This window comes from Acetivibrio clariflavus DSM 19732 (assembly GCF_000237085.1).
GTDB lineage: Bacteria > Bacillota > Clostridia > Acetivibrionales > Acetivibrionaceae > Acetivibrio > Acetivibrio clariflavus.
The window spans coordinates 1,820,408-1,843,470 of the sequence record NC_016627.1 but is presented as its reverse complement, the minus strand read 5'-3'; the positions used below and the strand labels follow the sequence as shown (position 1 = coordinate 1,843,470).

Annotated in this window: 13 protein-coding genes and 1 pseudogene; 2 read left to right on the top strand and 12 right to left on the bottom strand. The window is 33.4% G+C overall.

Translation table 11 applies throughout. The features are described from left to right. Positions 1-55: 55 nt before the first annotated feature. From CLOCL_RS23500 to CLOCL_RS07745, 10 genes and pseudogenes are all read right to left on the bottom strand, one after another. Positions 56-139, bottom strand: a pseudogene (locus CLOCL_RS23500) (polymorphic toxin-type HINT domain-containing protein); the annotation flags it as partial. Positions 140-152: 13 nt separating this feature from the next. Further along, entirely contained in the window at positions 153-635 is a 483-nt protein-coding gene (locus tag CLOCL_RS23095; protein ID WP_027621426.1) for a polymorphic toxin-type HINT domain-containing protein, read from the bottom strand. A 314-nt stretch (positions 636-949) separates the two neighbouring features. Continuing rightward, complete coding sequence (locus tag CLOCL_RS07780) at positions 950-1,438, bottom strand: hypothetical protein (protein WP_014254829.1); 489 nt, start codon at positions 1,436-1,438, stop codon at positions 950-952. Positions 1,439-1,454: 16 nt separating this feature from the next. Then, on the bottom strand, positions 1,455-12,644 hold the full coding sequence (locus tag CLOCL_RS07775) for a LamG-like jellyroll fold domain-containing protein (protein WP_014254828.1): 11,190 nt from the start codon (positions 12,642-12,644) through the stop codon (positions 1,455-1,457). After that, a complete protein-coding gene (locus tag CLOCL_RS21015; RefSeq protein WP_014254827.1) occupies positions 12,635-14,233 on the bottom strand; it encodes a S8 family peptidase in 1,599 nt (532 codons plus the stop codon). Before CLOCL_RS21015 ends, CLOCL_RS07775 begins: the two co-directional genes overlap by 10 nt. 77 nt (positions 14,234-14,310) lie before the next feature. Next, positions 14,311-14,505 carry a hypothetical protein gene (locus CLOCL_RS07765; RefSeq protein ID WP_014254826.1) on the bottom strand — a complete coding sequence of 65 codons (195 nt, stop codon included), beginning with the start codon at positions 14,503-14,505 and terminating at the stop codon, positions 14,311-14,313. Positions 14,506-14,916: 411 nt separating this feature from the next. Next, a complete protein-coding gene (locus CLOCL_RS07760; protein ID WP_014254825.1) occupies positions 14,917-15,909 on the bottom strand; it encodes an ABC transporter substrate-binding protein in 993 nt (330 codons plus the stop codon). 86 nt (positions 15,910-15,995) lie between these two features. Beyond that, complete coding sequence (locus CLOCL_RS07755; protein ID WP_014254824.1) at positions 15,996-16,814, bottom strand: ABC transporter permease; 819 nt, start codon at positions 16,812-16,814, stop codon at positions 15,996-15,998. After that, positions 16,807-17,574: an ABC transporter ATP-binding protein gene (locus CLOCL_RS07750; protein ID WP_014254823.1), complete on the bottom strand. Its 768-nt coding sequence runs from the start codon at positions 17,572-17,574 to the stop codon at positions 16,807-16,809. The genes CLOCL_RS07755 and CLOCL_RS07750 overlap by 8 nt, the downstream gene beginning before the upstream one ends. A 210-nt stretch (positions 17,575-17,784) precedes the next feature. Beyond that, complete coding sequence (locus CLOCL_RS07745) at positions 17,785-18,288, bottom strand: hypothetical protein (RefSeq protein ID WP_041715009.1); 504 nt, start codon at positions 18,286-18,288, stop codon at positions 17,785-17,787. 246 nt (positions 18,289-18,534) lie between these two features. Between CLOCL_RS07745 and CLOCL_RS07740 the strand changes: the two genes are divergently transcribed. Continuing rightward, complete coding sequence (locus CLOCL_RS07740) at positions 18,535-19,869, top strand: PTS transporter subunit IIC (protein ID WP_014254821.1); 1,335 nt, start codon at positions 18,535-18,537, stop codon at positions 19,867-19,869. Here the strand turns inward: CLOCL_RS07740 and CLOCL_RS07735 are convergent. Then, positions 19,866-20,516, bottom strand: a complete 651-nt coding sequence (locus CLOCL_RS07735; RefSeq protein ID WP_014254820.1) for a hypothetical protein — start codon at positions 20,514-20,516, stop codon at positions 19,866-19,868. The genes CLOCL_RS07740 and CLOCL_RS07735 overlap by 4 nt on opposite strands. A 368-nt stretch (positions 20,517-20,884) precedes the next feature. Here CLOCL_RS07735 and CLOCL_RS07730 point away from each other — a divergent pair, with 368 nt between their 5' ends. Continuing rightward, complete coding sequence (locus tag CLOCL_RS07730) at positions 20,885-21,472, top strand: hypothetical protein (RefSeq protein ID WP_014254819.1); 588 nt, start codon at positions 20,885-20,887, stop codon at positions 21,470-21,472. A 438-nt stretch (positions 21,473-21,910) separates the two neighbouring features. On the opposite strand, the gene pilM is transcribed toward CLOCL_RS07730, so the two are convergent. Further along, positions 21,911-23,017 carry a pilus assembly protein PilM gene (pilM, locus tag CLOCL_RS07725; RefSeq protein ID WP_027621405.1) on the bottom strand — a complete coding sequence of 369 codons (1,107 nt, stop codon included), beginning with the start codon at positions 23,015-23,017 and terminating at the stop codon, positions 21,911-21,913. Between the last annotated feature and the right edge of the window lie 46 nt (positions 23,018-23,063).

Here is a 23,063-nt window from a genome sequence, read left to right as displayed (position 1 = left end):
TATGCACTAACAGTCCTTGGCTACCAACAAAATATGTATGGAACTCATCAACATTGAGGTTGTAAATCCTTACAGCTTCCTCCAGGTCACCAACTCTTATTGCAGTTACTTCATTAAGATCACCGTCTGCTGTTAAAATCCTATCCCCAACTTTAATATTCTTTGCAGATTTCCACCAGCCCGAATTTGCAAAAAAACAGATAGCTTGATGTTGTATTTATCTCTTCATTTCCTACAAATAATTTTACCAGCTTGCTTGTATTTTTGATATACACATAATTTACTTTTTTATATCCGATTTCTCCCGACTTGACATCTTTTGAAAGTACATAGTCACCGGTTTTTACCTCATCGATTCTCTTTAATCCTTCTTTTGTTGTTACTAATGTATCTCTGGTGAAACATCCTATTGTTGAGCATATTATTTGCTCATGCGTCAAATCAGATTTAAATATCTGTATTTCAGTGTCGTCTCTTAATCTATATAAGATAGTGTTATCAAGCTCTTTTGTTTCTTCAACCAATTCAAACAGTGCTTCAGGCTCTCTTTTTAAGCATGTCATCAATTCATCTGTCGAATCGGACATTGACTTTACAATACTTTTTGCTGCCGCAGGTATGTCATCATCAATCATCTTAAATATTATACCACTCCCAGTGACAAATTCATAATTTGGGTTCTTGTTATGCTTGCAATATTATCAAGCATATTAGCTTTTCCAGCTTTAATCAGTCCTATGCTGTCTGTTGCTACCTTTGCGAATTCTTTCCATGCATCATTGTATCTGATTTCTTTAAAGCTTCTTTCGCTATCTTCCCCCCATAGGTAACTCCAATAAGCTCATGTCTTCTTTTTTGCTATTTAATGCCTATTAATTAATATAAAAAGTCCCGAAGCTGTATTTTCTACAGTCGGGACAATACATTTGTATAACTCAAGCATCAACACTTACAGTTCATCTATATCAATAGGTTCCACATCAACAAATTTTTCATACCAATTATTTAATGGATAGTATGCAGCATGTACTATTTCCAGTTCGTTAGCTGTTAGTACATACAATCCTCCAATCTCAAGTAATCTTATTAATGGTTCATATACACTTAAGTACTTAATAGCTTTTGGCTCTTTATCAGCATATTTCGCTAATTGTATATAGTACTGAATTATGTATCGTGTATATAATTTATTTTCTAAAAATTCTACAGTTTCAGTATTGCAGTAATCAGAAATAGATATATTTCCATCAATATCACCCATAAGACTTGCTATATTAGCGATAAGAGGGCTTGTAGGTTTTATAGCTTCATCTTTAAAAAATTTAGCTAACCTTCTTAGAAATTCATAACCTACATCTGCTTGTGCTTTTGAAAAATTCATACCTACTTCATGCCATTTTATTTTATTGATTCTTTCCACTACTTTATCAAGATACATTTTATACACCTCTCAATTAATAATATATATCATCATCAAAATATTTTAGAAGATCCTTTGATTGATCATATCCAGGAAAGCTACGAGGATTCGGAGCTGTCAAAGCTGCTTTATCATGTGCATTTTTTACAGGATTTTCATCAAATCTCTTTGTTGTCGCATTCCATGTAGAAGGATCTCTATAAGGCATTCCTTCATCCATATATTTTTTTTCTAGTAACTCATGATTTCTAAGCTGTATAAACCATTCTTTTTCAGCATCCGTAAGTTTCCTTGTTTGTGCCACTTGCCATCCGTAAGCAATATCTGCATCTCCCTTAAAATATAATGTTTCAAGAGGTTTACCATCTACTGATATTTTATGAGTATTCAAAAACAAATGGTTTTTCATATCTATAATATCTTGTATTGGTAGTCCTGTGTTATATGCGACATCTGCAACATCATTTAAAGCGGCCTTTCTTATTTCAATATATTTTCTCTCAACAAATGCTTCGAATCCATTTTCTGGAACAATGATGTATTGCTTCATAACTTTAACATCTTCAACCATCTTTGCAGCAGCTTCGCCAATTTGTGAAAGAATTTTCGGATCATCAATATTCATTCTTCTTGCTTTTTCAATAGCTTCACGTCCTGCATACATCATTTCTGCAGTACAATCATTATGAACCAAAAGGCCACTATTACCAACAAAATATGTATGATAATCCTCAACATTCAGGTTGTAAATCCTTACAGGTTCCTCCAGCTCAACAACTTTCGTTCCAGTTACTTCCTTAAGCTCACCGTCAGCTGTTAAAATCCTATCTCCAACTTTAATACTCTTTGCTGATTTCCACCAGCCTGTGTCTGTAAAGAATAGATGGCTTGATGTTGTATTTATCTCTTCAGTACCTACTATTAATTGTACTAGTTTGTTTGTATTTTTGATATACACATAATTTACTTTCTTATATCCGATTTCTCCCGACTTGACATCTTTTGAGAGTACATAGTCGCCGGTTTTTACCTCATCGATTCTCTTTAATCCTTCTTTTGTTGTTACTAATGTATCTCCGGTGAAACATCCTATTGTTGAGCATATTATTTGCTCAGGCGTCAAATCAGATTTAAATATCTGTATTTCAGTGTCGTCTCTTAATCTATATAAGATAGTGTTATCAAGCTCTTTTGTTTCTTCAACCAATTCAAACAGTGCTTCAGGCTCTCTTTTTAAGCATGTCATCAATTCATCTGTCGAATCGGACATTGACTTTACAACACTTTTTGCTGCCGCAGGTATGTCATCATCAATCATCTTAAATATTATACCATCTGTTGTAACAAATTCATAACCTTTTTGGGTTCTTGTTATGCTTGCAATATCATCGAGCATATTGGCTTTTCCGGCTTTAATCAGTCCAATGCTGTCTGTTGCTACCTTTAATGAATTCTTTCCAAGCATCATTTTATCTGTTGTCTTTAAAGCCTTTGCCGCTATCTTCAAACCTGCACAGCCGTATTGAATAAGCTCTATTGTACCTAACATGGATAGGCACGCATTTACAATATCACCTTCTATAAAATATAGAATTGCATTTGTTCCATCAAGGAGTGTACCGAATACAGGTATCATACCACCCAAATCAAGAAACCTATGAACTACATCTATTATTTCTAAATTTACAGTAGTGTTGGCATATTGGAATTCCCATTGAGGTCCCATCATATTTATGAAATCTTCTTTCGATATGATGTCTCCTTTATCTAGGACCATATTAAAATACTGTGGATTACATGCTGTTGAATAAATATATTCTTCTCCACCCAACTTATACTCTTTGTAATATATACCTCTCCTTGACTTTTCCATCATATACTTAAATATTATATCCGTTATTTCCTCATCTGTAGCATAATATAATCCATCGACTAATCGTGCATTTATCGGAAAAGAAAGGGTGTACCTATAATCGCTTCCATCGCTATTCTTTAAGTATCCGCCTTTAATTCTTATAGTATCGCCATCAACAATAGTAATATCAGACAGATGTTCGAAACTCAAATCATTGATTATATATTCTAGTATTTCGACCTCATTTTTTATGAAATTTGCTGTGCTGCTTTTACATACTTGCTGCAGTCCATAAAGTTTACTTTCAGGTCCATCTTCCATGACTTTTTTGATCTCTTCAAGTGTCAACTCTCTGTTCCATATACCCACCTGATGCATGCTTCCCTTGAAATTTCCATTTCCAGGGCTGTTTGCATCTGTTCCTAAATACAAGTTAGTGCTATTCCATAAAACTGAACCATAAGAATAATTTATTTTTTCGCCACCATTTAATATGAACTTTATTTCTTCATCTTTCGATATACTTACGGCAATATGCTGCCAAGAACCGGTATTAAGTCTTATGGGATCTGTCCTTTTCCATGTCTTTCCATTCCAATATTTAAAAACATAATAGTCTGTGAGATTTCCATTCTGTTCTATTGAATAACCTATTTCATTGCCTTCACAACTTATTATGTTGGCATTTGAAGTTTTATGGCTTAGTGGCCTTACCCACATTGCTATAGTCATTTCTTTACCTGGCAGTATCCTATTAACAGAGCCTAAATTTACTCTATAGCTACCATCAAAGTCAAGCTTGCAATTTTTTACATCTGTCGCTTGACTGGTGGAATTATTTTTAAGCAGCTTTACAAGCCCATATGTATCTTTTTCAGCTCCATTATTTCTAACATTTTGAATTTCTTCGATACTTAGTGCTCTATTCCAAATTGCAACATCATCCAAAGAACCTCTAAAATTCCTGCTCCCCGGACTATATGCATAAGTACCTAAATACAATTCAGAGTTATCATCATATCCTATATCTCCATATTGTGCTCCAATTCCAATACGTTCTCCGTTAACATAAAACCACAAATACGAATCGAGACCACCGATTGTTTTTTGGACAGCTATATGTTGCCAACAATCCGGTTGCAAAGTTACCGCTTCTGTTTTAAATTCCTTACCGGATTCATTCCAATAGGAAAATACATACTTGTTTGTGTTATTTCCATCCTGCCTAATTGCATAGCCGGATTTTAACCCTTCACAACTAATTATTGTCGCATTTTGATTCTGAATACTTGAAGGTTTCACCCACATTGATATTGTAATTTCACTTTTAGGCTTCAGCTTACTATCATTTCCAAGATAAACTCTGCTATTTCCATTAAAATTAAGCGAATAATATCTGGTAATGCTTGCTACCGTGAACCTCACAAGCACTTCAACTGTATGAGACCTTGCTGCAGTTCCTTTATTCTCAGCAGCATTTCTACCTTCAACGTATATCTTGTATAATCCCTCTGATTTTGGAATAAACTTGTAACTAAAGCTGTTTCCGCTCTGTACAGCTACATTTTTGCCATTTACATAAGCATAAATATATGCACAGTTTTCCCCTTCAGCTTCTATAACTATACCGTCAATTTCATTATAAATCGATAAAGTAGTAGGTGAAATCAATTTTACTGAAGGTCTTCCCATTTTGCGTGTAATTATCAGATTCTCTCTTGTCATTAAGATATACTTTTCAATAATATCCCCATTTAATAGCAGCTTTGAAGGTGCAACGCAAATCAATAAATTATCGACAACTTCCGGTAAAATCCCAAGTTCATAGAATTCATTCAGAAAATCGGTATACAATTGCTCCCCATACTCATTTACTAAAGTCCTCTTGTCTTCACTTAATTTAATTTCCGTATAAGTCTTTAAATTATTTGCCGCTATCTTTAGCCAATTATACAATACTTCTTCATTGTTTCCGGATTCTTCATAGTCTTTTTCAAGTTTGAATGCTTGAATAAAGTCATTGAGTGCAGCAACAAATTTATCGTCCTTTTCTTCTGAATAAACACCATTGGCATTTTTTAAATTATTATATCCTAACAATTCCAGACTATATTTTGCATATTTTATAGGACTTCCAAATTCGATATTTGACTTTGTATAAGCATACTCTAAATCTAAGACCAGACTTCCATATAACAGTTCTCCTCTATAAAGAGTATCCGAATCCAGAGACTTAGTAGTATAATCTCCATCTTCAAATATAATGGAACTTTGTACTGTTTCCTCTTTTTTACAATTCACTATTTTTAGTGTCGTATATTTTGCATTGGTTAATGTCCATGTTATTTCTGAATAGTCACGTTCTTTAAGTGTTATTTTTGGCTCATTTCCAGTCCTAGGATAAAAAGTCCATCCGTCACTTAACTTTGATTGAACATCTGTGACTTTAACCAAATGTTGTATAGCAGATAAGTCATACATTATTACATATCCGGGGTAATACCTTCCATAGCTGTCTGAATAACCTCTTCCAATTCCAATCATTGACATTATCTGTTGATATACAGGTTCAATTTGATTTGCTGATTCTATGTAGAAGTTCCTTCCTCCACCTGCCTCTGCTATTCTCTCCATCAAGTTAATATCTACACTTTTTCCTAAAGAAATAGTGTATATATTTGTACCCTGACTATAAATACTCTTAGAAATATCAACAACTGCATTATCACTGTAGCCGGTATTGTTTTGACCATCACTTAAAAGAACAATTACTTTATTTCTATTTCCGCTATTTCTCAATAACTCCTGTGATTTATACAAACCTGCTCCAAAATTCGTATTTCCACTATCATTAATACTTTTTAGAGCCGACTTTAATGAAGTTTTATTATCAGATATTGTATGCTTTGTTTGAGCAGTATCCGCATATTCCACAATACCAACCCTGAATTTTAGTATATCCATGTCACTGACAAATCGGTCAATAGCTTTTAGTCTAAACAAATTAGGGTCATTAGTAGCCATACTTCCGGATCTATCAATAGCAAATACTATATCAACGTTTGACAAATCCGTATCTAAATCTACTCCCATAATATATGTACTGAAATGATTAACTTCACATGTAACACTTTTATTTACAGTATCTACAGTTTGCGATTCAACCGGTACAAGTTTGCCGTTTTCAGTATCAACCCAGTATATCTTTAGTTTATTTTCATCAAGCCCGTTTAATTGATCCAAACTATACTTAAATGTAATGCTTGCTGATTCTATTTCACAATCACCTAGCGAAATATCAACGGGGGAACCTATAATACCTTCTAAAGAATTCAAAAATGTATCGTTTACTATTACTTTAAACGGCTTTGCATTAATATTTAAGTCTCCATATGCAGTTACAACAACACTTTCATCAGGTGTTGAACATGTCCTTGATACAATTCTATTCTCATCGGCAACCAATAAATTCAAACCGAGCTTTAGTTCGTTCCCATCCAAAATTCCATCTCCATCACTATCTGGCAACAATGGATTTGATAATATTCTCAGTTCCTCGCTATCACTAATACCGTCACCATCAGTATCACTGCTCATAAGGTTTGTACCAAGCTCAATTTCAGTAGCATTATCAATTCCATCATTATCATAGTCATCATAAAGATTTAACATACTAAAACCGGCTATATTAATAGATTCACTATAAATGTTGTTTACATATTCTTCCTCTTCCATCAACCTTGTATCATTGACTTCTGCTGTTATAATATGCTGTCCCTCAGTTGCCAACCACTTACTTCCGTTTTTGCCCCATGAAACATCAACAGTAACCGATTCCCCAGGCTCTATAGACCAACTAAAGTGATCTGACCAGAATAAAGTTTCGCTATTGTCAACTTTGAATCCTACTCTATGAACCCTACCGGCCGGGCTGCTTCCTTCTCCAATATTCTTAATAGTAGCTCTAAATATTATTTCATCACCAGTCTTAGGCACTTCAGGTGAATAGGAAATATCCGTAACTATCAAATCCGGTTTCTTTCCAACTATTATCTTTTCAGTATATGAATTATTTAATTCGTTGGATTCAATCACTAAGTTTTCTTCATCTACAACTGCTGTTATATTATGTTCGCCTAACAAGGCTGTCCAAGTAGTTTCAGCGGTAAATTCCACAATCTCATTTGAATATATTTCTTTGTTATAAGTTGCTGAACTTATGACAGTATCTGTATCAATCTTAAAATTCACTTTAAGATTACTTGGAATAACCATTCCATCACTACAGTTTTTCACCTTTGCCTTAAATACGACTTTTTCTCCTTCCTTTATTTCAACAGGTGAATAAGTGATATCTAAAACTTTTAAGTCAGGCTTTTTAATTACATTTATTTCTGTCTGATAGCTATTATTTTCCTCATTCGATTCCTCTATTACATTTTCTATATCTATATACGCTTCAATCTCTGTAATTCCAGGCTCGTTAAATACAACGTTACCGTTTCCGTCTTCTCCTCCTTTATCTAAAAGCAGCGAGATTGATTTTCCTTTATCGATAAAGCTGTCAACCTCACCGTATGCCAAAATGTTTTTATCCTTGTCCTTTAATACTACCTTTAATAGCTGTCCCGTATGTAATACACTTTCGTTATTTATCACATCAACTGTAAATCGTGTACTATCTCCAATAAACACATCTTTAGGACTTATATTTGTTATCTGCAAATCAGGGTGTCTTATAAAAATAGTCTTGGTAAATCCTACGGTTTCCTTTTCCTTTGAGATATTACTATTATAGTCGATAAAGGCGGTAACTATATGTTCGCCCGTAGTACTAATCAACCCACGTACTGAGAATATCGTAGTTCTATTTGCAGATAGGCTTGAATTATATGAACTCCATATAATATCCTCACTATCGTCTAGCTTTAGTCCTATTCTGAATAAGTTTGCATTCAAATTTATACTACTTTTATTAATAATGTTAATTTTAAATGTTACTTGTTCATTAAGTTTAATACTTTCAGGGGAATAGCTAATATCTAAGATCTCTAAATCTGTTTTTTTAATTACACTTATTTCTTTCTGATAACTACTGTCTTCACAAGACTCTATATATGCTACAACTTCTGCTGTCCCAGCCTTGTCAAATATAACGCTACCTTTTCCGTCTATTCCGCCCTTATCTAAAAGTACTGAATTTGAGCCCTTAGTAAAACTGCTACTTTCACCATATGCTAATACATTATCATTTTTGTCTTTCAATATTACTTTTAAAGGTTTCCCCAACCTTAATGATTTATCACCACTATTTGTCACGCCTACAGTAAATTGCACTGGATTATCCAGACCTACAATAGTTGGAGTAATGCTGCTCACTTTCAATTTTAAATCAAGGTATTCGGCATAAATAAGTTTTGAGACACCCTGAGTACCACCCTCATTAAACAAATCATTTTTATAATCTATAACAACTGTAATAGTATGCTCACCTACTGTATAGAAACAGCCCTCCACATTTAATGATATAGTACTATTTACACTTAGATAATTTGAATTATAATCGCTCCATATAATATCTTCGTTGTCATCTAGCTTGATACCAACTCTGAATGAATTTGCCTCAAGATAAAAATCTCCTATATTTTTTACTGTTACACTAAACGTTGTTTTTTCCCCTGCAAAAACAAACTCCGGACTCACTTGTGTTATATCCAAATTAGGCTTTGCGTAGTCAACACTAAGTTTGTAATTCCCAATTGAGCCATTTAGCCTAATATAGTATGTTTTATTTTTTTCTAACTTCCGTAAAATGCTCATGCTATTCTCTTCTGCAGATAAATAACCAAGCAATAATAATGAGTTGTCATCCTGATTCCCCAAACGAAGTTCTATCTTATTTGATACCTTTTCATCACATGAAGCTACAATTCTGTAATAGCCTCCAATTTCTGGCGTAAAAGTTAACCAGTCATAGTCTCCACTAAAACCTATACTTCCTTCAATATTTTCATTAACAGAAATTTTTCTTGCTTCTTCTCTTTTGTCTGGGTAATCATCGGTAAAAATCTCAGTAACTAATGTATTATTGTTTTCATCAATTTCCTCAAAGTCGGTTCCCTTCTCAATAAAAGCTCTGACCGTATGGTTGCCTAGTTTATTAAATAAACTCGCATCAGCTTTAGCCGATAATACTATTTGTTTGCCTTCCCCAATAACCTGAGTACAATAATCAGAATACACAATATTTACATCATCTATTAGAAAACCCACCCTGAAAGTATTCTTTCCATCAATGTATTCATGACCGCGATTAACAACTACTGCCTTTAGTTCAACAGTATCACTTTGAAGAACAACAGATGGTGATATACTACTTATTCTAAAATCAGGTTTTGCTTTATAAATTTTAAAAGTATAGTCAGAAATATCTGTATTTGTTGTATATATTCTTACATAGTAGTCACCCTTTTCAAAATAATACTTCTTTAATTTTTCCTCAGTATATTCTTTTTTACATGAAGGAAACTCATTATCTGAATCACATATTTGATTTAATATTCCTTCTGAATACTCAAAAATGTAATATCCATCTTCAGGTATTTTAAACTTATAGTAATCACTCTTAGATACAGAATCAAATAATCCAAATCTTATCTTACCCGATATCTCAGTGTCAATTTCTATCTCTGTTGCATTTGATGAAATTTCACTTACTGTCCAATCAGGTGGTACTTGTTCTACCAATATAGTGTACTTATTATACTTTGGTGAATATCCATCATCCTTAAGTATTTTACTTGTATATTTTACAGAAAGTTTATATGTATTATCAGCAAACAAAAGTTCTTTTATGTAGTAGAATTTTTCGATACTAGTACTCCATGTTGAGAATGATTTTCCCCAAAAACCATTATATAAAAACCCAATAATTTCCTTATCAGTAGTTTCATTAATTATTTTTATCCTGTACACACCGTTTACCGGAGGCTTAATCAAAAAACAATCCTCATCTGTTTTGCTTTCTAAAACACCTGAGATTTTGTTTTCCTCACCCAGCTTTAAATAGACAGCATTAGTATGACTATTACCATAATCATCACTTCCCGTTGTAAAAACAACCTCATTACTGTCTGCTGATCTGTTGCCAAGCACATCAACAGCCTTAACAGTAAGCGTGTAGCTAGTATTACATGTAAGTCCTGTATAGATTACACTCGTATCTTTTACAAACGTCAAAAGTGTATTGCCTGAATATACTTCATATCCTTCTATTGCCGTGGCATCCTCTGGAGCTTCCCATGTAAGTGATACGGCCACACCTGTATACCAATTCACCATAAAATTTCTAGGTGCAGATGGAGCTTCTACATCTGTTACACCTTCAAAAAACACTTCTATAGAATTACTTTCAATAGATTTTCTACCCTTTATATCTACTGCAATTATTTCATATATGTAATTGCTATTTATTATTAATCCACTATCCTGGAAAGAGTTAGTCGTTGACTCTCCACAAAGTACACCATCACGATAAATTTCGTAGTATGCTATATCTGCTAATCCGGTTGACTCATCCCAACTAAGAGTTATTCCCGATGAAGTTATTGAAGTTACCTTCAAATTTGATGGTGCAGTCGGTCTTTCTTTTGGAAATATTTTAATTTTCCCAAGTAGGTAACTTTTCATATATGCAATGTCAATACTATTAATCATTCCACTACCATCAACATCTGCCGCCCACTCATAATCTTCCGGAAGCTCTATTTTATACCCAAGCATAAGTGCTTTTAACTTAGCATAATCTATGCTGTTAAAAACACCATTTCCATCTATATCACCTACTAATCGTTCCTCACTATAAGAAGTCACCATAATAGGCTGATTTAAAGACAATTCAATATTTTCAGCACTAAAGGTATTGTACTCACCGAAAGCCAGCATTCCGGCCTTAAATTTAACTTGTGAATAGATATAAAACTTGCTGTCTGTAAATGAGGCAAATGACCAATTATCATTATAGCCTAAAATACATGTACCATCTGTAACATTGCTATTTATCTGAAACTTTAGATTTACCAGAGTGCCTGATGATATGATGGGGTTGTTCAAAGAATTATCTAAATACAATATCCTTATACCATCCTCAGCTTCATGGATAGCTAAATCATCACCATTAATATTCTCCAAAGTACCTTTACTATTGCCTACATAAGTCAGAATATTTTTATTGTAGTTAATTGCAAAGTTAAAGCAAGATATACCTTCTTCCGGAATATTGTCTAACATTAGAGGAACCTCAATAAAACTATCTGAATCCACCTTTATAAAAGGCATTGAGACAACAATCCCATTACTACTTTTTACAGATAAAGTATAGTTATCAGTTTGACTAAAGCATCTCGAATATGGAACCACTTTAATGTAATATGTTCCTTCAGTAAGTTGCATATTCAAAAACTCATCAGTATTACCTTCAAAACATGAAACAGCAATACAATATGATTCTTTGAACAAATAAAGGTCATAATCTCTCTCATAAGGTATATTCTGAAGTTCTATCAGACAGTCCATCGAATCTTTAACATCAAATTTATACCAATCCGAATCATCAGGATTATCAATAGTTGCCGACACTGAACATCCCACTTTTATATTTTTAGCTTTACTTATTGTATCATTTTCTTCATAAATATCCGGACTTGAAACCGATGCCCTTAAGGTATAATTATTATCCGGATCACATCCTTTATATGAGTAAATTCGGATGTAATATGTATTCGGTCTTTCTACCATAATACTTAACTTTTCATCAATGTTCCCGTAATTATATGAACCTCCAACATATGTTAAATCTTCACTATAAACAGAAAGCTCATAATCGCAATTCACTGGTATATCTAAAAGGGCTATTGTCAATCTTCCTTCTTTTTCAACATTGACAATATACCAATCTTCATCGGAATTGGTACCGATAGTGCCGTAGATATCTTTATTCGTACTAATAGTTTTTGCAGTATTTAGACTATCATTTTCCTCATACTCATCAGAATGAGATGTGTTTTGATAAATTAACAGCTGATAACTATTGTCAACTCTTTCGGACCATGAAAAACGTGAAACATTCAAATAATAAATACCATTGTTTTGAATATTTATTGTTATGCTTTCATCGGAATTACCTGTTAAATATGACCCTCCAATTTGAGTAAGTTCGTCGTCATATACACGTAAATCATAATCATTACCACTGGCTATTCCTTTAAGCTTTATAGTATATTCAGTGTTTTCCTTTAGATAAACAACAAACCAATCGTTATTGTCATCTATGTCAAATGTTCCATAAACCGTTCCAATACCTATAGGCATAGCTGTAGAAGAAGTATCATTTTTTCCTCTTCCATAGTATAGGATAGCATTGAAAAACTTTGAGAATTTATATCAAACCGAATTGAATCAAGGCCTATTTTATAAACTGATGATGTTACATCTTTAGCCATATTAGAAGAATCATTATCATCAAGTATAATAGGTTTTAAGAGTTTATTGACTGTAGAATTTGAACTTTCATTTATTATTGTTTCTTTTGAGAAATCTTTATTAGAATTATTGTTTACTATACAGGGTGTTGGCACAGCTCCAGGTTTTGTGGTCACTTTAGGCGTTACTTCAATTATAGGTTTTGAAGGCTCTTGTTCAGGCACTTTATTATTGAGTGCAGCCAAAGCATCAACTCTCCCGCCTGAAAATACTTTTCCGGTAAGTTTTTCCGATGAAATAACATTATTGATTATTCTATCTTTGATATCCAATATGGATATATCTTTGTCATAACTTTTAATTAATGCAGCTATACCTGTCACAAAAGCGGCTGCCATCGATGTTCCACTTAACATTTCATAGTTATTTCCGGGATAAACGCTTAATATATTTACACCTGGTGCAGCAACATGCACATTTGCACCATAATTTGAAAAAGGTGCAATATCACCGTTATTGTCAATATCAGCTACAGATATTATATTAGGTAGGTCATAATTTGCCGGAAAAACCGGATGTTTAGATGAATCCGCTCCGTAATTACCGGCTGCTGTTATAAATAAAATATTACTATTTGCCATTGCTTCCCGCAATGCCGGATTTTCCTCAGTGCTTCCCCAACTGCAATTCACAATATTTATATTCATCTTTTCACAATACTCAATAGCTTCAAGTACATCCGACGTGTAACCAAATCCTTCACTCATAAACTTTAAAGGAATAATCTTTACATTAGGACTAATGCCACACACACCTTTTAAATTATGCTGTGCAGCGATAATCCCAGCAACATGCGTTCCATGTTTATCCTGTGTTGCCGAATCATATACCGTATTATCATCGTTAACAAAATCCCAACCTTTCACGTCATCAATGTATCCATTATTATCATCGTCAATTCCATTTCCGGGTATTTCTTTTTCATTAACAAAAATAGCATCCCTCAGGTCCTCATTATAAATATCGATACCTGTATCTAATACGCCTATTACAACCTCAGAAGATCCTTTTGTCTTATCCCATGCTGCCAATGCACCTATATCAACTCCAGCAATACCTTTTATTCCTTCTATAGCCTGTCCTACATTTTCAAGAGCCCATTGATCTGGAAATTTGGGATCTTCAGGATACTCAAATATTGATAAACGTAAATCTTCTTGTACATATTCAACCATATTGTCTTTCTTTAATTCTTTAACTACGTCGTCAAAATAATTACTATCATCAAGCTCATATATCTCTATTCGCTTAGCTTCTATTGACTTCTTCTTTTTAAGCTTTGACAATTTTGAATTGTTTTTAATAGAATTGCTAAACTTTTGCTTGTTTCCCGTATTCTTATATTTCACCAATATCCTTTTCTTTTCACTAACTTTTTCTATATTGATTGCTTTGTTATCTATTTCTGAAACAAGCATATCACTTATCTCTTCGGATCCCAACTTAACCGTTGAAGTCGGAACCGGTATAATTGTTGTAACTGTTTCCTGATCAGTTAAATCTTCAGTTTTCTTTTCGGGAATAAAGTTTTGATATACAGAATCGATAACACTTTCCTTTTTGTTAATAACATCATTTTTTTAGTAAGTATCTTATTTGCACTCACAGTTAAAACATTTGATACGCAAAAGATTTGTACCATGACTGCTGCTATCAGCATAGCAGAAATGATTCTTTTTCCAACACTCATTTTCATTTTGCCTCCCTAATAAAAATAAAAAAATTGAAATAAAAAAATAATTATAACTTGATAGCAATTAAGTATTTATATTATAAAATATATAACTATCCTATCTTTAGATACATTCTATTAACATTCTTGTAAATTCATAGCATACAATTTATTATAAATAACTCCAAATTGATTGTAAACATTTTTTTAATTTTAGCTTTAATCTTATTATTTAAAGCATCTATAAAGCGTCCAAACCTTACAATAGCTAAATTTAACGAATAAATGAGCTTTCTATCTCCTCCATAACTTGCAAATGTAAGGTATGTTTTTTATCTTACAATATATAAATCTGGTTTCTTTACTATTTTTCTCGGAATAAAAAAGCTGATGTACCAATTTCTTAGTACATCAGCCAACTCAAATGCCCTATTTACCCATAGATTTTTCTGCAAACTCAGTTGTAACCAAATCCTCATATTTCGCTTCTTTTTCCAGCTCGCCGGCTTCTTTCATTACCCTTTGAAGAAGTTCAAGCGATTCTTTGCTCATTATTGGATCTTTGCACCAGGCATCTATTTCCTTGTATCTTTTTGCAACGGTTGTAAGTATATCCAAATCCGAATCCGGGAATGAAGGTTGTATTGCTTTTGCTATCTCCTCAGGACTATTCTCATCAACCCACTTTTGACCTTTATAAATTGCTCTTGTAAACTTCTCTATTACATCTTTATTCTTCTCTATGTAACTCTTTTTTGCATAATAGGCAGTGTAAGGTATTTCACCGCTTTCGGCACCTATGGATGCAACTATATATCCCTTACCTTCCTTCTCAACAGCAGAAGCAACAGGCTCAAACAAGGTCACATAATCGCCCTTTCCACCGGTAAAGGCAGGCCCCATTAATGCAAATTGGACGCTGGTGTCAATATAAACATCTTTTCCCGGTATAATGTTGTTCTTTTTCAATACATATTCAAGAGTCATCTCAGGTACTCCGCCTTTTCTTCCTCCTATTATGGTCTTGCCACGGACATTGCTCCATTTAAAATCGGGTTCCGGATTCCTGCTCACCAAAAAGGACCCATCCCTCTTCGTAAGCTGTGCAAAAACCACGGCATAGTCTTCTTTTCCTTCATTATATACATAAATTGCAGCTTCCGGACCGGAAAAGCCTATATCAACCTGATCCGACAAAACAGCTGTCATAACCTTGTCGGCTCCCTGCCCGCTTGTAAGCTCTATCTTCAGTCCCTCTTCCTCAAAAAATCCCTTATTTAAAGCAACATACTGCGGTGCGTAAAAAACAGAACGAGTTACTTCACTAAGTCGAACTGTTTGATACTCGCTCTTAGCACAGCCTGTAAAGATAAGCAGCATCAATATTGTTGCTATTGTAAAATAAATGCTGTATTTTCTCATTATCAACACCTCCCATAACATAATATTCTTTAAGTTAATCTATTGTGAGGTATTGATATTGTTAATAGAAATTGTAATTTTTATAATTAGCCATTCCTGTTGACAATGATTATTTTCTCAATCCATGCAACCACACGGTACATTAAAAATGCTGCCACGGAAAGAATCAAAACACTTGCCATAACCAGATCAAGTTGAAATACCTGGCCTCCATAGACAATTAGATAACCTATACCCTCCTTCGAAACCAGGAACTCTCCCACAATAACTCCAACCCATGACAGTCCGACGCTTACCTTGAGCGCATTTACTATAACCGGCATCGATGCCGGAAGCACTACCTTTGTAAACACCTGTATTTTGCTTGCACCGAAAGTTTTCACAAGTTTGACTTTATCATTGTCCACTCCAAGAAAACCATTCAAGACTTCAAGAATTGTTACAACTATAGATATAGTCATTGCTATAACTACTATAGCTATAGGTCCTGCCCCTATCCATACGATAAAAATCGGTCCAAGGGCAATTTTAGGCAGACTGTTTAATACAATTAAATACGGTTCCAAAACTTTTTGTAAAAACTCTGACCACCAGAGAATAATTGCTATAAAAGTACCCAACATTGTACCTAAGAGAAATCCTAAGACAGTTTCCAAACAGGTAATGGCTATGTGTCTTAGCAAACTCCCTTCTCTATACAGCTTTGCTATAGTATCGACAATTCTGCTGGGTTGACTAGTAATAAACGGATCTATAATTTTTGCTCTTGCTGCTATTTCCCATAAAGCAAAAATGGCCACAATTATGACAATCTGAGCAACCAACACACATATCTTTCTTTGTTTCACTTTCCTCAAATATTCCCTGTGCTCTAACGACATATTAAGCTTGTTATTTTCAGACATGAATATCAAGCTCCTTCCAAATCCCATTAAAGTATTGCCGAAACTCCGGAGCATCTCTTGAAGTCATGGGCGTTCTGTTCTCGCACGTCAACTTTATCTCAAAGATCTTTTTTACAGTAGCCGGTCTCTTCGAAAGTACAATAACACGATCAGCCATACTTATACTTTCAGCAATGTCGTGAGTAACCAGTATGGCTGTCTTGTTTTCCCTTTTTATTATTTTATAAATATCCTCAGAAACTATAAGCCTTGTCTGATAGTCCAATGCTGAAAAAGCCTCATCCAAAAGCAATATTTCAGGCTTTGTCACAAGGGTTCTTATTAATGCAACTCTTTGTCTCATACCGCCCGATAACTGGGATGGATATTTATCTTTAAAATCATACAGGCCATATGTATCCAAAAGCTTCAAAGCATACTCCTTTGTCTCTTCATTCAAAGTACCTCTTATTTCAGGACCTAAAAGTACATTTTGCATTATAGTTCTCCATTCAAACAAGTGATCTTTCTGAAGCATATACCCAACCTTATGTGAAGGTCCCGTAACTTCTTTACCGTCAACAAGTATACTCCCGAAACTGGGCAGAACAAGTCCTGCAATCAGCGAAAGAAGCGTTGACTTTCCGCACCCGCTTGGTCCAACAATACTTAAAAATTCACCCTTTTTTACTGTCAGGTTTATATTTTCAAGTGCGGTGATTTCGCCGTTCATTGAATGGTACTTCATACCCAGGTTGTTTATTTCCACAACAATATCCATTTTTCCACCTCCAACCTTTGGGTTCTACCATATTATATTCTTGCAGGACAATAATTGGGACGGTTTTGCCGATATCTATTTATAATAAAAAATTTTATGTTTATTTAATTTCTGAAAAATAACTCAAACTCCAAAACATCAGTCTTTTTATTCTGCACTGAAGGCAATATAAAAAAGCCCCGGAATTGGAGCTTTTTAATTTATTTATCTCTAAACTTTTTCATACTCTTCTTTTATTCTTTTGGATTTGATAAAGTAAAAGTACCATAATATGCTAAACGACAATATATAAATAAGCGGAGTAATCAAAAGCATTATTATAATATCCCTCACCGATTGAAATTTGCCATATCCGCTGCCTATCGCATTCTTATCATTTATTGTGTGTGAAAATATAATCAATATGGAAGGTATAAAATAAAAAAGTCTTGTAATAAGATAGCATTTAGCCATTTTAACTGCATGTTTTTGCGCCTTTTTATAAAGAAATGTTATTGTAACCAAAATATATACCATAAATAATACTGTCAGAACTACTGCCGCAATCCTGACTTTCGGAATACCGGCTAAAATTTCGGTTAGCTGAAAAAGACATATAACACAAAAAAACATCTCCACAGAAATTAACAAAATGCAAAAAATACGTACAGGCCATATTACTCCAGTTTCTTCTTCATATTCAAAGGGCTTTCTGAATTCATCCAATCTTATCATTCCCTTCTGTATAAATTAAGTCATATTTACATGGAAATCTAAAGCGAATGGGTTAGCGTGAAATAAAAGGCTGTTATCAGAGAATAGCTTTAAATAAAAAAACTTCTAACAAAATAATATTATATCATAATTTATCAATTTTTTCAAAGGAGAAAATATTCGTATTTTATATCCATTGCATTATGTCAAGAAAACTGTATAATATAAAAGGACAAAAAACTAAAACAAATAAATGGAGAAATACTGATGGAAATAATAAAACAAGCAGCTATGTACATTCTTGGCTTTAAATCCTATGTCATGCTGCCCATAATAATATTTCTACTTGCACTTGTATTCAGGATAAAACTAAAAACGGCTATAAAATCGGCATTCACGATAGGAATCGGTTTTATCGGCATTTTTATTGTATTTGATTATTTTGTGGCAATAATAACTCCTGTTATACAGGCTCTTATACAAAAGACAGGTCTTCATTTGAATGTTCTTGATGCAGGTTGGCCTCCGTTGGCAGTCATTACATGGTCTTTTGGATTTGCGCCTTTATTTATAATTCTTATCATGGCAGTAAACTTAACTTTACTGTTGACCAGGCTTACCAAAACTGTAAACATAGATATTTGGAATTACTGGCATTTTATATTTACCGGTGCTCTGGTTTACAATGCTACCAAAAACATATTCCTTTCAGCTGTGGCCACTGCCGTAATCAGCATAATTACACTTAAAATTGCTGATTTAAGTGCGCCTATGGTAAACAAATTTTCCGGTATGGAGGGTATATCCATACCTACGCTCTCTGCTGCAGCCTATTTCCCCTTTGGAATTATAGGAAATAAAATTATTGACAAAATTCCCTTTATCAATAAACTTGATGCCAATCCGGAAAAAATGAAAGAAAAAATCGGGCTTGCCGGTGAACCTATGATAATCGGTTTTGTAATAGGAATCATTCTCGGTATAATTGGAGGTTATGACGCAAGAAAAGTAAGCGAGCTGGCTTTCGGTATTGCTGCAGTTATTTACATATTACCCAAAATGGCTGACATTGTGGGGACCTCTCTTATTCCTGTATCAGAAGGCATGAAGGATTTCATAAAAAAACATTTTCCCAGTATCGGAAAAACATATATTGCCTTGGATGTAGCAGTTCTTGTAGGATTTCCGTCAGTTGTGGTAACAGCCATATTATTGATGCCCTTAGCTTTAATTCTTGCTTTTGTACTGCCGGGTGTTCAATTCATACCCCTTGGAGATCTGGTCAACATAGTGGGAACAGTTGCCTTAGTCTGCACTGCTACCAAAGGCAATGTTATAAGATCATTTTTAATAGGAATACCAATTATCATAATCCATTTATACACTGCTTCAAATATGGCTGTAATGTATACCAACCTTGCCGCTGCTGTAAATTACAATCTTGAAAACTATCAAGGTATTTTCACCAGCTTTCTCGATGGAGGGAACGTAATAAGAGTTTGGTTGGTTAAACTTTTTACAGGAAATAATTACGCTTTATTACTTCTGCCACTATTTATATTAATGTTCTTTCTTACCTGGAAGTTTGCTGAAAAGAATTAGTATTTAAGTTGGACTGTTTCTTTACACTCTTCTTTAAACCGAGGATTATACTTGCTTTTTAACTCTTTATTCTGAGTGTATGCATAGTCCTCTCCATTTGATTTTGTTTTAAATTCACTTTTGTTTTCCCAAGCCAGATAATCATAATACACCGCATAAATACATACCAGTTCAACGTATTTATCATCTTTCACATATATTTTGTAAAAATCCTTGTCATCTTGTTTAGCCATACACTTTTCTATCATCGCAACTTGTCTGTCATCCAAATAAATACAAACAAAAATTCCTTCTTTTCCCATTCTAACCTCATAACAGTTTAGCAACTCGGCATTATAGTTAATCTGAATATACCTAAATCCCCTAATCAATCTTCTTGCCACTTTTAACGATACCTCACCACATATATCTCCATTGGGTTTTTTTATGTAAGACAATACCTTATATCCGGAAAACAAAAATGTTCTACTGGTCGGAACTTCATCATTATTAAGTTTTAAAAGCAGTTCATCCTTCTTTATTAAATCAATATCCGGACTATCAATACCAAGTCTGACATGGGCTTTATACAAATCAGGATTATCCTTTACAGAAAAAATAAAATCCGCACTCATATTTGACCGCGTCTTTTTCATATCAATAATCATAACAACTCACTCTCTTTATGATTGATATTTTATTTTTTCTTAATTTATATTTGAAGCCCTGAATAAAATTTTCTACAGTTCTCCAAGGCTTTATCTTTTTTCTCTTTATCTAATCTTAATTTATAAACACGTTCTGCCTTTGAAATTTCTCTGTTTAAACACCTCATACAATATATTAATTACTTTCGGTAAAATTGTCAAATATTATCACAATTTACAATAATGTAGTTCAATGAAACATTTCACTTGCTGTTTCAAAAATAGCATCTACTTCCGGACTGGCATCATTATTGATACTTTTTTATATATTTGTTATAATAAATAAACCCTTTATAATGGTATACTTTGTTAAAAGAGGTGATTAAATAATGAAAAGATATATTACAAAAGAAGATATAGACAGCCTTACCGAAAGTCAAAAGGCAAGTCTGAGGGATCTCTGGCTTCCGGAAAAATATGATCTTGCAATAGCCTATGTATGCATAAATGCTGAAACAGACGAGTATGATGAAATTGAATTTGTTGTAGGGGATGTTATATTGGAAGGCAATCATATAACTTTGGTTGACATTAGACATCCCGAAATAGGAAACAGTACTGATGCTGTAAATTCCATTGATGAAAATGTTATAAACAATGATTTGGATTTTGATGAAGAGTACAATACCGGATTGGATTTTGACGAAGAATTTGATGATGGAGATTTTGAATTTACTTACGAAAGGCCTACTACCTTCAGTAAGAAAGATTGTCTTCCCCTTCTTAGCATTGCTCAAATGCTTGAAATTTTTGAAAGAAGAAATTACAGAGATGCAAATTTCTATATTTTTGCAACTTCTGATGAAAAAGCTTGCGAAATAGGCAATAACAATATTTCTTTAGAAAATTACGGGAACAACGCCGAATCTTCCGAACTTTGCGATGTGCTTTGGGAGAAGCTCAAATCTCTACTATAAAGAATAGAAGAAGTTTCTCCCATTATCTTAATACATTGTTAAATTTATCTATTATAGTTTTCTAAAATTATCTACTTCGAAAATATGGTATCATTTTTTTACCAATTTATATATTATAAATCCTGCACATATTAGTAATGTAATAGGCAATAATTTATAAGCAAGCCAAGATACAAATTTGAACACAACTATAAATAAAATAATTAATATCATTAATGCTATTATAATTTTTAAAGTTTTTTGATCCATAAAACCACCCTCATTTTTTATTTCAATATATTATACTCAAAAAACTAAATAAAGTCTTAAAATAAATTTAATTTTTATAAATTTTATTTATAAAATTAAAAAATATACACGAACACCCCAGTTTTTTACTGGGGTTACATAATTTCACCTTGATTTCATTTAGCTAGAAATAAATCTAATACTCAATTTTTATAGTGAAATTCCAACTGAGTTTATAAGGTAATTCAATTTGTCTCTGTCAAGATTTTTCTTCAGTTCAACCCCTTTTAAATTGAGGAGCCCAACGGGATATACCGGGACGTTAAAGAGTTGAAACAGATATTGGCTAAGTCCGTTCAATTGTGATCCCCCACCGATAATAAATATCTTCGATATCGGTGTACCGTAACAACGTTCAATATAAAACTCAAAACATTTGACAATTTGTTTTGCAAGTCTTTCAATAAAGGCACTTATCTTACCGTACGCTACCACATGATCTCTTCTTGACAAATTATTGGGTGGAACCATACCATAAGTTTTCTTAATTTTTTCTGCTTCAGCAAGTGATATTCCCAATTCCCTTGCAATATGCTCATCCATATTCGAACTTCCTGACAGGATAACTTTATTAAATTCAAGAACTCTATCTTTCAAGAAATTTACAATGGTTGTTTCGGAACCGAAATCAAGAACCGCAAAAGTGTCACCTTCAACTTTTTTATATCTTCTCTTAGAGTAATACTCTTCCATATCCTTTGTATATATTTCCCTGTTAAAAAACTTGGCTGTACTGTTCGCAGGTATATCAACGGCAAGAGGTTTTAAGTCCAGTCCCTGCAGGACATCCACATAACTTTGCAGAATGTTCCTGGGAACCGCAGTTACGAAAACTTTATATTTTTCCTGATTTTTATCTTTAATTGTTTGGAGGATTTTATAGTCAACTCTGTAATTATCTATATCTACCGGTAAATATTGAGGCATTGAATTTCTTATTGTAAAATCTTCATTCTCTCCCACAACTTTATCAATTAAATAGATACGAGTAATAATGTTAGTACCTGACATAATTATTTTTGCATTTTTTGCCTTCATATTCTGTTCTTTAATAACAGCTTTTATTGATGATAATACCGTATCAACGTCATATATGGCACCATTTTTTATACTGTTCTGTGGTGTAGGCACAATACCATAATTCTCTATAAATATAGAGTTATTTTTTTTTACCGTAACCTCCACAACCTTTATATTTCTATAACCCACATCAATGCAAACCATAGAATTTTTTCCGCCAAACAAATCAAACAGCATTAAATAATCCCCCTCAAACCCCATATCTTTTAAAGTTGTACCCGCA

Bases quoted from the DNA above. Each gene is read 5' to 3' on its own strand.
- CLOCL_RS07755 (WP_014254824.1), bottom strand. From the start codon at position 16,814: ATGTCTGAAAATAACAAGCTTAATATGTCGTTAGAGCACAGGGAATAT.
- pilM (WP_027621405.1), bottom strand. From the start codon at position 23,017: ATGCTGTTTGATTTGTTTGGCGGAAAAAATTCTATGGTTTGCATTGAT.
- CLOCL_RS07765 (WP_014254826.1), bottom strand. From the start codon at position 14,505: ATGAGTGTTGGAAAAAGAATCATTTCTGCTATGCTGATAGCAGCAGTC.
- CLOCL_RS07780 (WP_014254829.1), bottom strand. From the start codon at position 1,438: ATGTATCTTGATAAAGTAGTGGAAAGAATCAATAAAATAAAATGGCAT.
- CLOCL_RS07760 (WP_014254825.1), bottom strand. From the start codon at position 15,909: ATGAGAAAATACAGCATTTATTTTACAATAGCAACAATATTGATGCTG.
- CLOCL_RS07775 (WP_014254828.1), bottom strand. From the start codon at position 12,644: ATGCCTATAGGTATTGGAACGGTTTATGGAACATTTGACATAGATGAC.
- CLOCL_RS07745 (WP_041715009.1), bottom strand. From the start codon at position 18,288: ATGATAAGATTGGATGAATTCAGAAAGCCCTTTGAATATGAAGAAGAA.
- CLOCL_RS07750 (WP_014254823.1), bottom strand. From the start codon at position 17,574: ATGGATATTGTTGTGGAAATAAACAACCTGGGTATGAAGTACCATTCA.
- CLOCL_RS21015 (WP_014254827.1), bottom strand. From the start codon at position 14,233: ATGCTTGTTTCAGAAATAGATAACAAAGCAATCAATATAGAAAAAGTT.
- CLOCL_RS07735 (WP_014254820.1), bottom strand. From the start codon at position 20,516: ATGATTATTGATATGAAAAAGACGCGGTCAAATATGAGTGCGGATTTT.
- CLOCL_RS07730 (WP_014254819.1), top strand. From the start codon at position 20,885: ATGAAAAGATATATTACAAAAGAAGATATAGACAGCCTTACCGAAAGT.
- CLOCL_RS23095 (WP_027621426.1), bottom strand. From the start codon at position 635: ATGATTGATGATGACATACCTGCGGCAGCAAAAAGTATTGTAAAGTCA.
- CLOCL_RS07740 (WP_014254821.1), top strand. From the start codon at position 18,535: ATGGAAATAATAAAACAAGCAGCTATGTACATTCTTGGCTTTAAATCC.